The organism is Lysobacter tyrosinilyticus (assembly GCF_054779815.1).
In genome coordinates, this window is the sequence record NZ_BAAGXN010000013.1 from 215931 (window position 1) to 230731 (window position 14801).

Annotated in this window: 12 protein-coding genes; 6 read left to right on the plus strand and 6 right to left on the minus strand. The window is 64.2% G+C overall.

Annotation, left to right across the window (positions count from 1 at the left end):
- Nucleotides 1–56: 56 nt before the first annotated feature.
- From ACYVGK_RS15610 to ACYVGK_RS15620, 3 genes are all read right to left on the minus strand, one after another.
- Nucleotides 57–1151 carry a S41 family peptidase gene (locus tag ACYVGK_RS15610; RefSeq protein ID WP_460735351.1) on the minus strand — a complete coding sequence of 365 codons (1095 nt, stop codon included), beginning with the start codon at nucleotides 1149–1151 and terminating at the stop codon, nucleotides 57–59.
- 104 nt (nucleotides 1152–1255) lie between these two features.
- Entirely contained in the window at nucleotides 1256–1936 is a 681-nt protein-coding gene (locus ACYVGK_RS15615) for a response regulator (RefSeq protein ID WP_460735353.1), read from the minus strand.
- Entirely contained in the window at nucleotides 1933–3336 is a 1404-nt protein-coding gene (locus ACYVGK_RS15620; RefSeq protein WP_460735355.1) for an ATP-binding protein, read from the minus strand. The genes ACYVGK_RS15615 and ACYVGK_RS15620 overlap by 4 nt, the downstream gene beginning before the upstream one ends.
- 400 nt (nucleotides 3337–3736) lie before the next feature.
- On the opposite strand from ACYVGK_RS15620, the gene ACYVGK_RS15625 reads away from it, so the two are divergent.
- The 5 genes from ACYVGK_RS15625 to ACYVGK_RS15645 all read left to right on the plus strand — a co-directional run bounded on the left by ACYVGK_RS15625 (nucleotide 3737) and on the right by ACYVGK_RS15645 (nucleotide 10304).
- Nucleotides 3737–5833, plus strand: a complete 2097-nt coding sequence (locus tag ACYVGK_RS15625; protein ID WP_460735357.1) for a phosphocholine-specific phospholipase C — start codon at nucleotides 3737–3739, stop codon at nucleotides 5831–5833.
- A gap of 36 nt (nucleotides 5834–5869) precedes the next feature.
- Nucleotides 5870–7108 (plus strand): proprotein convertase P-domain-containing protein, encoded by a 1239-nt coding sequence (locus ACYVGK_RS15630; protein WP_460735359.1) that lies wholly within the window; start codon nucleotides 5870–5872, stop codon nucleotides 7106–7108.
- Nucleotides 7109–7357: 249 nt separating this feature from the next.
- Entirely contained in the window at nucleotides 7358–8401 is a 1044-nt protein-coding gene (locus tag ACYVGK_RS15635) for a hypothetical protein (RefSeq protein WP_460735361.1), read from the plus strand.
- Nucleotides 8402–8451: 50 nt separating this feature from the next.
- Entirely contained in the window at nucleotides 8452–9768 is a 1317-nt protein-coding gene (locus ACYVGK_RS15640) for a peptidyl-prolyl cis-trans isomerase (RefSeq protein ID WP_460735363.1), read from the plus strand.
- The gene (locus tag ACYVGK_RS15645) at nucleotides 9765–10304 is read left to right on the plus strand and encodes a hypothetical protein (protein ID WP_460735365.1); all 540 of its coding nucleotides are present in this window, start codon (nucleotides 9765–9767) and stop codon (nucleotides 10302–10304) included. Before ACYVGK_RS15640 ends, ACYVGK_RS15645 begins: the two co-directional genes overlap by 4 nt.
- Nucleotides 10305–10532: 228 nt before the next feature.
- Here the strand turns inward: ACYVGK_RS15645 and ACYVGK_RS15650 are convergent, their stop codons facing one another.
- The gene (locus ACYVGK_RS15650; protein WP_460735367.1) at nucleotides 10533–11903 is read right to left on the minus strand and encodes an esterase-like activity of phytase family protein; all 1371 of its coding nucleotides are present in this window, start codon (nucleotides 11901–11903) and stop codon (nucleotides 10533–10535) included.
- A gap of 433 nt (nucleotides 11904–12336) precedes the next feature.
- Here ACYVGK_RS15650 and ACYVGK_RS15655 point away from each other — a divergent pair, with 433 nt between their 5' ends.
- Nucleotides 12337–12735 carry a hypothetical protein gene (locus ACYVGK_RS15655; RefSeq protein ID WP_460735369.1) on the plus strand — a complete coding sequence of 133 codons (399 nt, stop codon included), beginning with the start codon at nucleotides 12337–12339 and terminating at the stop codon, nucleotides 12733–12735.
- Between the two features lie 162 nt (nucleotides 12736–12897).
- Here the strand turns inward: ACYVGK_RS15655 and ACYVGK_RS15660 are convergent, their stop codons facing one another.
- Nucleotides 12898–13674, minus strand: a complete 777-nt coding sequence (locus tag ACYVGK_RS15660; protein WP_460735371.1) for an FHA domain-containing protein — start codon at nucleotides 13672–13674, stop codon at nucleotides 12898–12900.
- Nucleotides 13675–13960: 286 nt separating this feature from the next.
- Nucleotides 13961–14596, minus strand: a complete 636-nt coding sequence (locus tag ACYVGK_RS15665; RefSeq protein WP_460735373.1) for a GNAT family N-acetyltransferase — start codon at nucleotides 14594–14596, stop codon at nucleotides 13961–13963.
- Nucleotides 14597–14801 lie beyond the last annotated feature (205 nt).

Sequence of the window (14801 nt, forward strand, 5' to 3'; positions counted from 1 at the left end):
AGTTGCCGGTGTGACTCCCTTTTCCCCGCTTGCGGGGAGAAGGAGGCGCGAAGATCTCATTCGATCTCGTCGAGCCGCAACTGCAAGCGTTGCTTCCAGTCCTGATCCGTCTCAGTGGCGATCAGGTCCTTCAGCGCTGAAATCTCGGCAACCTCGAGCGCCTTCTCGGCCGGCGCGGCGATGTCGGGTTTGACGCCGACGCCTTCCCAGTCGGTGTGTGTCACCGGATTGATCGGACGACCCGACGGCACGAACATCATGAAGTGGTCGCTCAGACGACGCGGACCGCCTGCATGCGCGCCACCGCCGGTGGTCTCGCCGATCACGGTGGCGCGACCGGCGTTCTTCAACGCATAAGCAAAATCCTCGCAACCGGAAATCGTGTCGCTGCTGGTAAGCAGATACACCTTGCGCGTGCTGCCGTACTTCTTGCCCGGCACGGTTGCCGTGGTCCATCGCTGTTCAGTCCGGTTCTCGTCGCGCCAGTACAGGTCGTTCAGATGGGTGGGTTGGTCGAACAGATAGCTGGCAAACAGCATCACCGTTTCCGGATCGCCGCCGTAGCAGTCGCGCAGGTCGATGACCATGGCCTTGGTGTCGCCGAACAAGGTCATCGCGGCGGCGATCCGCTCGCTCGCACCGTTCGGTCGCGAGAACGAATGCAGGTTCAGATAGGCAATGTTGCCGTTGAGGCGCTCGAGTCGCTTGAAACCGAAGTTGAAGCGTTGTCCATCGATGAATTCCGCGGCCGCGTCGGACGCCTCCTGTTCCGGTGAAGGCTGGGCTACCGCCTTTTCGAAGTACCGGACTTCCAGGTGCTTGTCCTGGCTGTCGCGCCGCAGGTCCGCTGTCAGCGTCTCGGCCAGCTTTTCCGCACTGGTCACGGTGTCGTAATCGCCGCGCTGCATCCGGGCGCGCAATTGCTTGGTGAGCACCGCCGCCTTGTCGGGAAAAACATAGGACTTTTCGAGATTGGCGATCACGCCCGCGATGGCTTCCTCGCGGATGGCCTTGTCGATGCGCATGTCCTTCTGTGACGGCTCGGATTGGGCGCGGCCTGGCATACCGAACAGCGCGAACCCCAACAGGCCCACTGCCCCGGCGCTGACGGCAGCGACGGCGCCCACTTTCTTCTTCTTGCTGATGTCCATTGCTTGGTCTCTCTGGCTGTGGAATTCGTCGGTAACCGACGAGGCCAGCGTGGCCAAGCAATATGGAGAAAGTGTGTGGATCGCCTGCGACCGCGGCCGGGCCGTTACACCTCGACGCGATAGCCCACGCCGTAGACGGAATGAATGACTTCGGTCTCCGGCGTCACCGTCGCGATCTTCCGGCGCAGGTTTTTGATATGGCTGTCGATCGCACGGTCATTGACCTCGAGGCTGTCACGCCGCGCCAGGTCCAGCAGTTGCGCGCGCGAATAGATCGTTCCGGGACGCCTGGCCATGGCGACGAACAGCGTGTACTCGGTCGGCGTCAGCTCCAGTGGCTGGCGACGCAGGCGCACCGTCCGCGTCGCCTCGTCGATCTCGATGAGGTGCAGACTGTCATCCGGCTGGCCATCCACCGGCCTGCGCTGCCGGCGCAGGATGGCTTTGATGCGCGCGACCAGTTCGCGTGGGCTGAAGGGTTTGCAGACATAGTCGTCCGCACCGACTTCCAGGCCCAGGAGCCGGTCGATCTCCTCGACCTGGGCGGTGGCCATGATGATCGGGACATCGGAAAACGCGCGCACCGCACGGCATAGCGCGATGCCATCCAGGCCAGGCAGCATCAGGTCGAGCACGATCAGGTCCGGTGCGGCTCGGCGCACGCTGCTCAGCGCTTCGTTGCCATCACGCATGATCGTCGCTACGAAACCCGAAGCATTGACGTAGTCGGCCACGATGGCCGCCAGATCGGCTTCGTCTTCGACGATCAGGATGGTTTCGGTCATGGCGCTTCTACCAGCGCGTCGTCCAACGCGAGAACGATCCGGACCCGCAGGCCGCCGAGAGCGGATGTGGCGAACTCAAGCCGCCCGCCATGCGCCTCAACAATCTGCCTACACAACGCCAGTCCCAATCCAGCGCCACCAAGCGCATCGCTGCGTGACGAATCCGTGCGAAAGAACCGCTCGCCCAGGCGTCCCAGCGCCAATTCAGGAACGCCAGGGGCCGAATCATCAATCGTGACATGCAGGGCGTCGTCGACGACCTCCCCGCGCAGCTCGATGCATCCACCCGCTGCGGTGTAGCGCACACAGTTCTCAAGCAGGTTGGTCACCACCTGCTGCATCCGCCCGGCATCGCAAAGCACCAGCGAGCATGGCGGCGGTGCTCCGACGGTTACGACCAGACCGGCCGCGCGAAATTTCTCGGAAAAGCTCGCCATGGTGTCGATGACCAGCGGCCAGAGGGCGTTCGGGGTCAGGTCGTAACGCATCTGCCCGCTGTCGGCGCGCGCCAGTTCATAGAGTTCGTCGACGCGCCGCGTCAGCGACAGCACCTGTCGCAGCATGATCGCGACGTTCTCCGGCGAGGCGGTTCTGACACCATCCTGCAGTGCTTCCAACTGTCCGCGCAGCACGGAGAGCGGTGTACGCAACTCGTGCGAAGTATCTGCAACCCATTGCCGGCGCGAACGTTCGATGTCGGCCAGTCGCGTCGCGAGATGGTCGAAGCTGTTGGCCAGCTCGCCCAGTTCGTCGCTGCGACGGACGCCAACGCGCGCGTCGAAGCGGCCAGCCTGGAGCTGGCGTGCACCGGCGACGAGGCGCTGGATGGGGCGTCGGAAGTGCGCCGCCAATACCGCCGCGGCCAGGGCGCTCAACAGCACGCTGATGCCCGCAACCAGCATCAGGTTGTGCTGCTGCTGGAGCAGGAAGGCCACCGCCAGCTCGTCCGCAGGGTTCTGCGATTTCGCCGTGATCAGGTACCCGATCGTGCGACCGTCGACGACGAGCGGGCGCTCGACCGTATCGATTGAAGCGAACGCAATCACCAGCCGGTTGGCCACCGCTCCCGCGAGATAATGCCGGTCGCGATCGAGCAGGCCGACGCGGTCGCCCAGGTTCGAGGAAAACCGCCGCTCGTCCGGTGCAGCTCCTGGCTTGGTTGGCAGGCGAAGTAACGCTTCACGCAGCCAGGCCGGGCGGCGTGCGACATCGGACGGCAGGAACGACCAATCGTGATGGGTCTGGAACTGCCCGGACACCATGGCCGCGAGATTGCGAACGCGATCCCGGTCATAGCTGTCGGTGTTTCCGGGCGGCGCGTATTCCACGCTGCTGGCGAACAATTGCCAGCGCACCACCTCCAGGCCGAGCATCGCCACCGTCATGACCGACAGCAGCACAGCCACGAAGAGGCGGCTGGCGATGGAAAACTTCATGGGAGTCGACCGCCCGGCAAGGTTCGGGCGACGCTAATGGAGAACACGGACCCAGGCAACCTGGGTTTCACGCGCCGGAAGAGCGGGCCACGCCGAAGTGCTGGTCCGGATCGACCAGCGTGGGCGGTGTGCCGTACTACGTGCACGAGAAGTCGCCGTATCAGGAAGACTTCGATACCACGCTGCCGCGGGGACGCCGCTGTACTGAGCGCGACAACGCCGTGCGGGACACGGACAGCCTGGTGCGGCGGTACATCGAGCGTCATCCAGGTGCCGCATTGCTGAGCGAGCATGCAGCCCCAGCGCCGCCACCCTGCGTTGGCAAGGATCCGGCGTGCCAAACCACCTGCACGCGAGGCTTCCGATGGTTTCCAAAGACCGCCGCCATTTCCTGAAGTTTTCCGCCATGGCGGCCAGCGGTGCCGTGGGGCTGCATCTGCTGCCTAAGGTGATCCAGGACGCGCTCGCGGTCGAACCCGCGATCGTCACCGGCACGCTGCAGGACGTGCAGCACGTGGTGATCCTGATGCAGGAGAACCGCTCGTTCGATCATTACCTGGGCGCGCTGCGCGGCGTGCGCGGCTTCGACGATCCGCGCCCGATTCCGCTGGGCGGTGGCAAGAGCGTGTGGCAGCAACCCAAGACCATCGGCAGCAGCCAGTACGTGATGCCGTTCCATCTCGACACCGATGCCACCTCGGCGCAGTGCCTGTCGGATCTCGATCACAACTGGAAGGGTTCGCACACGACCTGGAAGAACTACGACGCGTGGATCCAGACGAAAGGCTCGTTCTGCATGGGCTACTTCACTCGCGCCGACCTGCCGTTCTATTACGCGCTGGCCGACGCGTTCACCGTGTGCGACGCGTACTACTGCTCGCTGCAAGGCCCCACCAATCCCAACCGCATGCATCTGTTCACCGGCACCAGCGGCCTGACGGTGGGCAACAGCGGCACGCAGGCGGTGAACAACGCCGATGACGGCAACTGGACTGCGGATATGTCGAAAGACAATCCGACGTTCACCGGCTACACCTGGAGCACCTACGCCGAGCGTCTGCAGAGCGCGGGCGTGAGCTGGAAGGTGTATCAGGAGTACGACAATTACGGCGACAACTCGCTGCCGTTCTTCAAGAACTTCCGCAACCTCTCCACCTCGTCGCCGCTGTACCAGCGCGGCCGTGCGTGGGTGGCGGGTTCGACCGCGGCGAATGCGTCCGCTTCGCGTGGCGAATATCTGATCGATGCGTTCAAGCGCGATGTCGAAGCCGGCACGCTGCCGGCGGTGTCGTGGCTGGTCCCGCCGTACATCATGAGCGAGCACCCCGCGGCGACGCCGGCCTATGGCGAATCGCTGACCGCGCGATTGCTGGCGATCCTTGCCGCCAATCCCGAGGTGTGGTCGAAGACGGTCTTCATCATCAACTACGACGAGAACGGCGGCTTCTTCGATCACGCCGCGCCGCACCTGCCGCCGCTTACCACCAGCCTCGGCCTGAGCACGGTGGATACCAGCACGGAGAGCTACAACGGCGTGCCGGTCGGTCTGGGCGTGCGCGTGCCAATGTTCGTGATCTCGCCATGGAGCAAGGGCGGCTGGGTGAACTCGCAGGTGTTCGACCACACCTCGGTGCTGCGCTTCCTCGAACAGCGCTTCGGTGTCGCCGAACCCAACATCAGCGCGTGGCGACGCGCGGTCTGCGGCGATCTCACCACGGCGCTCGACTTCACTGCGCCGAACACGAGCTGGCCGGCGTTGCCCGACACCAGCGGCAACCTCGGCGACGCCGACGCGACCTGCCGTCTGAGTGCGCCGACCGTGCCGACCACGCAGACCATGCCGCGGCAGGAGCCCGGTCAGCGTTCCGCGCGCGCCCTGCCGTATGACCTGCACGTCAACGGCCGCGTCTGTGCGACGACGGGTGGGCGGTATTGGCTGGACTTCTACAACAACGGCAGCGCCGGCGCGGGCTTCAACGTGTATTCCGCCAACCGCACGGACGGGCCGTGGTTCTACACCGTCGAAGCGGGCAAGTCGTTGTCCGATTACTGGAGCGCGGTGTCGGTCACGGCCGGCAAGTACGACCTGAGCGTGTTCGCACCCAATGGCTTCCTGCGCGAATTCAAGGGCGACATCGCCCTGGCCACCGGCGATCACGCGCAGCCTGAGGTCACGGCGCGCTACGACGTTGCCGATGGGCGCGTGGTGCTGGTCCTGCGCAACGTAGGCACGCAGAGCTGCCGGCTCACCGTGCGGCCGAATCGCTACAGCACCGAGCCCGCGCGCACGCACACGCTCGCCGCGGGCGCGCAACTACTCGATGCGTGGTCGATCGCGGGCAGCGGTCATTGGTACGACCTGAGCATCACCTCCGACAGCGACGCGGGCTGGCTGCGCCGACTGGCCGGGCACGTGGAAACCGGTTTGCCGAGCGTCAGCGATCCCGCCCTGGGCGCGTAAGACCTGCCGTTGCGTATTCGCCTTGAGGATTCGACGATGAAGCTCAACACGTTCCTGCTCGTGCCCGCCCTGGGATTGATGCTGCCGGCTGTGGCCAGTGCCGACGAATGCACGCCGACGACCTATGCGGTGTCCGGCACCATCACCACCAACACCGGCGCCAACCTGCGCGGTGTCGTCGTTCGCGATGGCACCTCCAGTTCGCTCAGCAAGAGCAACGGCAGCTATGCCGTGGTCAATCTCAGCAACGGTACCTACACGATCACGCCCAGCCTGGGCGGCTACAGCTTCGCGCCGGTCAGTCGCACAGTGACGGTCAATGGCGCCGCCATGGCCGGACAGAACTTCGTCGGCACACAGACGAGCAATGCCAACCCGGTGGCCAGCTTCGACTTCACGGTCAGCGGCCTGACGGCGACATTCACCGATACCTCGACCGATGCCGATGGCAGCATTGCGTCGCGCCTGTGGAATTTCGGCGATGGCACGACCTCGAACATCGGCAACACCGGCCACGCCTATGCCGCGGCCGGTACCTACACCGTCGCCCTGACGGTGACCGACAACGCCGGTGCGACCAATACGCTCAACAAGCTGGTTACCGTGGCGTCCGGCAACGGGCTCGGCAACGGCGTGCCGGTAACGAATCTGTCGGCCGCCGCCGGGACGTCCGTGGACTACACGATGACCGTGCCGGCGCGCGCGACCAACCTGCAGTTCGCGACCAGCGGCGGCAGCGGCGACGCGGACCTGTACGTGAAATTCGGTGCGGCCCCGACCGACACCAGTTACGACTGCCGTCCGTATCTCGGCGGCAATAGCGAGACCTGCACCTTCGTAGTGCCGACGGCCGGCACCTACTACGTGCGGGTCAAGGCCTACAGCGCCTTCAGCGGTCTCAGCCTGACCGGCAGTTACACGCCGCCGGGCAGCGCGCAGACCTACAGCAACAGCGCCGACTACCCGATCAACGACAACGCGACGGTGGACAGCCCGATCACGGTGGCGGGCCGCAGCGGTAACTGCCCGGCCAATGCCTCGGTGACCGTCGCGATCGTGCACACCTACATCGGCGATCTGAAGGTCGATCTGGTCGCGCCCGACGGTACGCTCTACAACCTGCACAACCGCACCGGTGCCAGCACCGACAACATCAACAAGACGATGACCTTCGATCTGTCCAGCGAAGCGTTGAACGGCACCTGGAACCTGCGCGTCAACGACAATGCCAGTCAGGACACCGGCAGGATCGACAGCTGGAGCATTACGTTCTAGAGCATCCGGATGATGCGGGCGCGCCGTTCTTGTCGGCAGAAATTCGCCGCGCCCCCGTAAGGCGCCATATCCATGAACGCTGCACCGGCAGGCTGCCCTTCGGGCGGCCTGTCTGCGTTCGCCTTGCGGCTGCAAGGCAGGGCGAGCGAGGAACCCTCGACAGGTCGAGGCCTCTGCCGGGATTTGACGCAGATCCGTCACGAGCGCTGCCCATCATTCCGGGCACTTATCCACAAGGAGATCGTGGTCATGTCCCTGTTGTCCTGTGCTCTTCGTCACTCCGCCGCGGTTGTGTGCGCCGCCTCGCTGTTGCTCACCAGCACCACCGCCGAGGCCCACAAGCAGGAGGTTCACCGTCGCATCGTCCTCGATGCCGTGGCCTTCATGAAGGCCAACCCCGACATCACCAACTACAACAAGCTGCTGGCTGGCGTGCAGGCGGCGGGCTACACCATCGATACGTTCGCCGCTGCCATCGGGCAGGGTGCTTACGACGTCGATGATTTCTCCGACACCTACATCTGCGGCGCGCTCACCGGCGATTGCGTGAAGGCGCCGCTGTGGGGTACCACCGCTGCCATCGTCAACTACACCTCGTACTGGCATTTCCAGGACCACGCCAACAGCCGCGATGTGCACGGCAACCCTTACGGCGGTTACAACTACAACCGCAGCGTGATGAAGGGCGACGTGGACAACATGGCCGCTGACTGGCTGTGGAACGACCATCTCGACGACGGCGCGGGCGGCATGAAGGGCTGGTTCGGCGAGACCAGCCGTTACAACACTTACGGTGTGACCGAGAGCAAGTACCGCATCGGCAGCGCGTCGAGCGCGTCGATGTACGCCGACTTCCAGGCCATGCCGTTCCAGCCGATTTCGAACCTGGGCCAGTACTGGTTCGCGCAGTTCCTCGCCCAGCCGACGGCACAAACGCTGGGTTTCGTTCTGCACACCACCGACGTCAGCGTGCCGCAGCACACCTGGTCCACATCGGGCAACAATCATTCCGATTACGAAGGCTGGGTTGAGAATTACTACTACACCGAGCGGCTCAACGATCCGGTGCTGGTGAAGCAGGCGCTGGGCGACATCCCCGCACTGTCGGCTACCGCCACCGACGTCCGTCCGCTGATGTACCAGCTCGGTGCCTACACCTACCAGAACGGCGCGCTTGCGCTGTCGTCCACTGCACACGCCGATCGCCTGGCGGTGTCGCGCAAGACGGTGCCGCATGCAATTGCGATGGTGGTGCGCGTGCTTGACCGCGCGGCGGAACGCCTGTCGCCGTGAAGGCGCTTCGTGCCGTCGCGTTGAGGGGCGGCCTTTGTGGCGTCCTGCTCGTGGCTACGCCCGTGCATGCGGCAACCTCTGGCGTCCCGGTCGACGGGACGCTGGCGGAACCCCGTGTCGCGTTGCGGGTAAACGACTGGAGCCTGTCTACTGCAGCGATGGATGCATTGTTGCGCGCCGTGCGGACGCAGAAGCCCGACGTCACGCCTTCGCAAGTGGTGGCGGCGGTGGCCCGGGACCGTGTGCTGGGTTCGTATGCGCGGCGCCAGTACGACGACGCAGTGCTGTTTGCCGGTGAGCAGGTGCGGTTTTCCCCGCAGGCATCGGTCGAAGCGTCGCTGGTGACGACCTTGCAAGCGGCATTTCGCGAGCCGCTGGCAAAGGCTATGGGGCCGGGCGAAAGCTACATCGTCAAACGCCATCCGCTCACACGCGAGCGTCTGGTTGCCCTGTTGGACAGCGGCGGCAAGCTGCGCCTGGACGATCGTTTGCCGCCGGCGCGCGAAGCGAAGTTGAACGACGTGCCCCTGATCGACGGCCGCGTGGGTGCGCAGCGCTATCGCATTACCCTGCACGACGTATGGACACAGCTGGACGTGCAGGGACGCAATGTCTTGTATGGGTTCGATGCCGATTTCGCGATGCAGCAGGCCCGGCAGCTGGCGCGCGACCGTTTCGTGCTGGGCTGGGTGAGTCAGCAGGGCGGCCTCGGCGCCGATGGTCTGGCGCAACTGCGACAGTTGGTGGCCGACCGCAATCGCAGTATTGCGCTGGCGCGGCGGCTGGGCAGCGGTGGCGATCCGCACTACAGCAGTCCCGAAGTCGAGCGGCAGCAACGCACTGTCGAGCCTGCGGCCATCCGCAGCTACTACAACGCACACAAGGCCGAATTCGCGCGCACCGAAAAAGTTTTGGCGCGCACGATGCGCTTCGCCGACGAGGTCCGGGCGCGTGCCGCCAGCGCCGAACTCGCCAGGGGCGCGCGCTTCGAGGAGGTAGCGCGACGACGTGGCGCCGGCGATGGTGTGGCCAAATGGCTCGACAGCCAGGCCGCACATGGCTCATGGCTGGCGCAGCTGGCCTTCGCACAGGCGCCAGGAGCGGCGTCGCCGCCGATCCGTGAGCCCGAGGCTGGTACCGCGGTACCGGGCTGGATCATCGTCAGGGTGGACCAGCGCGTGACCGGTCTGCATCCGCCTGATAGCGAAACGGTGCGGTTCGCCGCAAGTGAAGCCATCGCGCGGCAGCGTGCTGCGTCCGGCTTCGCCAGCCTGCGTGCGCGCCTCCTGGCCGAGGCGCGCATCAACATCAATCCGGCGATGCTGGGTATGCGAGCTGCACCAAGGGTGCTGGAGACCGGGCCGTGAAGTGGGGGATGGCAGGCGGTGCGCTGTCGGTTGCGGCCATCCTCGTCGTGGCGTGGTGGCTCCATGCCTCGCCTGCTTCAGGCGCGCGCACGCCATCGTTGGAAGCGCTCGCGCCTGCCGCTCCGTTGGCGGGCACGCCCGGCCGGAATGTATCCGTCACACCAGCAGAGTTCGGCGAACCGCCTACTGCATCGAAGCGGACACAGCCGCCACCGGCCTGGCAGACGATGGCCGAGGCACGCGAACATGGCGACGATCGCGCACCGCCGATCGAGCGTCCCCTGCCGGAATCGCAGGCCCCCGCGCCCACTGCATGGGATCTCAGCGATCCCGCCCGCTACCGCGAGTACGAACTGCGCGGCCAGCAGCGACTTCGTGCCGAATATCTGATGGCGGTGGAAGAAGAATTGCCGAAGTGGAAGGCCTTGCTCGCCCGGGCGCGCGCATCCGGCGCGCCGCCAGCCGCGATCGCCGAAGCGCAAGACAAGATCCGCCATCTGGAAGCGCGGCAGGTGGCGCTGCGAAACAGTGAATGACTGAGAGCGAAGTGATCGGATCGATTCGTCGCCAGATGGCTGGCCGACAGCGATCGGCAAGCGGGACGCAGATTTCCCTTGCCGCATCCACGCAGCAGGCTGATCCCGACGGCCACCGGCTACGTCGAGATCCATACCATGGAGTGACGATATTCGCTGCGATCGGAGCGGGGGAGTTTGTGCTCCCCCGCTTCGCGTGGTCGAAGCGTTGTGCCCGCTACGCCTGCCTTACTTCTTCGCGAACTGTTGCGGTACGTAGGTCGGAAGATCACCTACATCTACCGAAAACACGAAGAACAGGTTGGGATTGTCGACGCCGGCCGGATGCAGGCTGTCGGTAATGATTGGGAGGAAGTCGTTGTCGTTGGCGACGAACAGGGTGTGCTTGCGCACGCCACCGATCACCACGTCCGGGCCAAAGCTGACGCCTTCGAGCTTCGCGGGAATATCCTTGCTGGCAATGCCGAATGCGTTGAGCTTTTGCACGATGTCCAGGAACAACGTCTTGGACACCGCATGCGGTGCAAGCGCGAGGGTTCCGGTCAGGTTGCTGACGTCGGGAGCACCGGCCAGATCGATGCGGTACAGACGCTTGAACGCGGCGACGGAGTTGTCGCCCAGGCCCTTGCCATCGCGCTCGTCGACGAGGAATTCGTGGTTGTTGATCGCCACGATGTCACTGACGGTCGGGTACTTGGGCTTGGCGGCGGTGCCGATGTTGGTCAACGGGTAGACGAACTGCTGGGTGGCGCCCGTTTCCAGGTCGACGCGGATGATGCGGGTGTAGCCACCGGTGGTGCCACCGTCCTGTTGCAGCGGGCTCTGCATGATGCCAAACAAGGCCGTGCCATCCGGCGAGATGGCCAGGCCCTCCATGCCCTTGTTGGCAACGCGGCCCACGGTGTTGCTTGCGATCTCGGTATCACCCATCGGGCTGAGCACATTCGCCGCAAAGGCTTCCGGCAAGCGGTAGATGCCGGTGCGCTGGCCGGTGCGACGATTGAAGCGGTAGATGTAGGGGCCGTACTCGTCGCTGATGAAGATGTTGCTGCCGTCGTGACTCACGCGAATGCTTTCAGGGTCCAGGCGGGCATCCAGCGGGTCGGTGGAAAGACGCAACGAATCGAAGCCGTCGGAGCGACCGGTGAAGTAATTCGTATGGTTGGTGGCATTGAGCGCTGGAGCGCCGCTGTTGCCATAAGCGAGTGCGCGAGCGCTATGCAGCAGCGTGGTGCCGGTGAGCGTCGGCGTGGCAATGAAGGGCAGGGCCGCGCCCGCCGCATTGGGTGTCAGGACGATGCGCAGCGTCTGGAAACGGTTGATGTAGGACGTTGTGTTGTCGACCGACGCATCGTAGGCGAGCGCGTTGGGGCCACGGTCCGGCAAGGCGAGATAGGTGCTACCGCCTGCATAGGTGAACCCCGAGCCCAGGCCGCCCAGCAAATTGCCCGGAACGCCGCTTTCCAGCGCCCCCGCTTGCGTGGATAGATCACGATCGTTTGCGCTGAGGCCATCGATGGCGATCAGATCGACCGCCGCGTGGGCCGGAAAGGCGAGCAGCGACGCGAGCGCGAGCGGAAGCAGCTTAAGACGAGTCATGGCGGCATGTTCCTCATGGGAAACATGCATCGTTGGGCACGATTGTTTCAGTCGAGCGCCACTGGCATGACAGGGGGCAACCGATGGCATCGAGCGCCGCTTCCCAAGGCCAGCGGGCGCGCGTCGGAAGTGTCTCCAACACCGTCCCGCAACTGATGGAGTCAGCCCAGCCTACGGCGCTGGAACAAGCGCGTCGGCAACGGCAGCGCTCTGGTCAAGGGGCTCCGGGTCGCCCAGTAGCCGCCCACGGTCTGCGGGTGACCCGTCGGGGAGCGCCTTCCAGCGTGACGCCGGCCCGGCAGTTACCCCTTTCGTGGAATGGCCCGGCGATTTCGCTTCTGACACCGTGCTATTGCGGCTGAAGGAACGCGCGACGAGTCACAACCAGCAAGCACAGACCTATGTTCAATCCACTTGAGATACGGAGACTGAAATGATCAGGCTCACCAAGAAATCACTGATGACGGGTGCGCTGGCTGTCAGCGCGACCTTGATTGCAGGCGCCGCCGTCGCCGGCGGGCAACCGCGCACGATCTGCCACAACATCGGCGGACCCCGCGATCTGGGCGCCAACTGCGAGGCCACCGGCAACTGCACCTTCATCCTGCCGAATGGCTCGACGGTAGTGTTTACCGAGAACGAGTTCCTGGGAATTCTGATCGGGGCCAGCGACAACGCAGCCGAAGCCCATCTCAAGCATGGCGATGGCTATGCGTTTGCGATTTACGATCCGCCGCTGCACCTGGCGTCGGTGGTCGGCCCGCATCAAGAGTCGAACGTGGAATGCGCGGCGCGACGGGTCAACCCGCAGCCCCCCGAGCCCGGCAACTAACCAGGCGGAAGTCGGAGGTGGGCGTGCAGGCGCAGGCCCATTCCCCAAGGGGCTTGCGTTGGGTGTGACCGAAGGGCATCTGAGCCACTAGTCGCATTGCACCTTCGGCGCCCTGCGCGCGAAAGCGGGGTCAGAGACACAACGCTGTCTCTGACGCCGTGTCTAAACACCAAAGATCAGCAGTGCCGCGCCCGCTGATGCTGAGATGCCAGCGATGATCACCATTGCCCGCCACTTTGCGCGCGGCAGCGACTGACTTTCCAAGGTCGCCTCGCTTTTGGGTTGCACATGGGCTGATCCCGTGAGGAAAAACCGCACGCTATCGAAGCTGACTTCATCGCCAAGGTGGGCACGTTGGCGTTGGATACGCGTGCCGTTGATGAAACTCCCGTTGGTGGAGTTCTGATCTTCGATCAGCAGTCCGCCTTCTTCCGGCGTCAGCTTGGCGTGTATCCGAGAAAGACCGGAATCCTCTAGGTGGATGTCGCACTGGGGCGAGCGCCCGAGGGTCAGGGATCCCTCCACGGGATGGGTCCTTCCAAAGACGCTTCCGGTCAGGCCGCGCAAGACATACGTGGGCATGACCTTCCGGACGGCCGTCATTCCGGGATCGTCATTGGCCGGCGACCAGCTCCCGGAAGACCGCTGCGACTCGGGGGAACTCAACGAAGCCAGTCGGGCGACGATCTGGTCGAAACGCACGCAGTCGCCTGGCCGCAACGAAATGAATCCTTCGACAGGCCGGTCGTTGACGCTTACCGGTGTGCCCTGTGGCACTTCCAGCATTACGCCTGTCAACGTGACACGAAGCTGGCAGTGCCGCGGCAAGATGCCCGGCGTGCCAAGCACGATAGTCGCCTGAGGATCCGAGCCTACGCTGCTCACACCGGGTGACAGCAGAACCTGAGGGTGTTCTCCACCGGGGAAGACAAGCTTCATCTGATTGGATCCCATGGAAACCTTTATCCGATACCGCCAGAGCGCCGGTCAACGTGCGGTGAACTTTGACCAGGCAAAGCACATCTTCGTGATGCATCTCACGAAAAGCTGCTCAGGTACCTGCGCTGGCAGACGGGACCGATCGAACCCGATGGGGCGCTGAACTGTTGAGTCACCCTCGAGAGGCCGGCAATGACCACCCACCGCGGCCTGAGCACGCGGCGAGTCCAATGCTTCTACCTGGAAGTGAGCGTGGCTGGTCTGAAAGATCAGTCCGCGTATTGGTTCAACCTTCCGGAATGGCTGCAGTAGCGAAGGGTGCGAGCACCGTCCAACCAAGGCGCGCATAGAGGTTGCGGCCGTCTCCTGTCGCGACCAGAAGCTGTGGACTTTCGAGGGATTTTCTCGCAGTTCCAAGCGCGATCATCACCGCGACACCCAATCCTTTTCGCCGGTGGTCCTGCGCAGTTTCGATTCGATCGTAAATGAAGACATCCGTAGTTTCCGCCGCGCATCCGCTAGCGGCCAGATCACCATCCGGCGCGATGATGCAAGCTCGGGCGACAGGCCCGGCTTGATGAAGCTCCATCCGGTATCCGTTCGGTAGAGGCTTTGTGTCGAGGATTGCCGCCGCCGTGCTCATGAAATAGTTCGCTGGCTGAACCTCCCAGCGAGCTGGCAGTGCACTTCGCAGCTCCTCGCCAGGGCCGCACAGCTTCAAGTAATGGCGCGGGGCGGTAATGTCATGTGCAATTGCGCGCAGCCCATCGCATAGCTGTGGGAATACCCAGCGTTTCACTTCCTTTTCCGAGTGGGTATCTACTCGGAAGCCCCCGCGATCGTGAACCGGGGGCGGGGAGCTCCGCGCGACGGAATGCGCGGCTTGCCAGGCGAAAACGAGTTTTGGATCGACGTAGGACATGGTCACAGCTGATCGTATGGGGTGCTCAGATGGGGGCATGCGCCGGCGACCACACGAGCGGTGCATGTTGACTCTAAGCCACGGCGTCCCCGTGAGCTTTGACTAAAACATTGCCCTGTCTCAGGAGCTAAGACATATGGGAGCGAAATTCGCGTGCGCCCATGAGTGACCTGTCACGAAGCGGCGTTGCTTCTACTTCCGAACA

Bases quoted from the DNA above. Each gene is read 5' to 3' on its own strand.
- ACYVGK_RS15615 (WP_460735353.1), bottom strand. From the start codon at position 1,936: ATGACCGAAACCATCCTGATCGTCGAAGACGAAGCCGATCTGGCGGCC.
- ACYVGK_RS15655 (WP_460735369.1), top strand. From the start codon at position 12,337: ATGATCAGGCTCACCAAGAAATCACTGATGACGGGTGCGCTGGCTGTC.
- ACYVGK_RS15660 (WP_460735371.1), bottom strand. From the start codon at position 13,674: ATGAAGCTTGTCTTCCCCGGTGGAGAACACCCTCAGGTTCTGCTGTCA.
- ACYVGK_RS15665 (WP_460735373.1), bottom strand. From the start codon at position 14,596: ATGTCCTACGTCGATCCAAAACTCGTTTTCGCCTGGCAAGCCGCGCAT.
- ACYVGK_RS15610 (WP_460735351.1), bottom strand. From the start codon at position 1,151: ATGGACATCAGCAAGAAGAAGAAAGTGGGCGCCGTCGCTGCCGTCAGC.
- ACYVGK_RS15650 (WP_460735367.1), bottom strand. From the start codon at position 11,903: ATGACTCGTCTTAAGCTGCTTCCGCTCGCGCTCGCGTCGCTGCTCGCC.
- ACYVGK_RS15635 (WP_460735361.1), top strand. From the start codon at position 7,358: ATGTCCCTGTTGTCCTGTGCTCTTCGTCACTCCGCCGCGGTTGTGTGC.
- ACYVGK_RS15630 (WP_460735359.1), top strand. From the start codon at position 5,870: ATGAAGCTCAACACGTTCCTGCTCGTGCCCGCCCTGGGATTGATGCTG.
- ACYVGK_RS15625 (WP_460735357.1), top strand. From the start codon at position 3,737: ATGGTTTCCAAAGACCGCCGCCATTTCCTGAAGTTTTCCGCCATGGCG.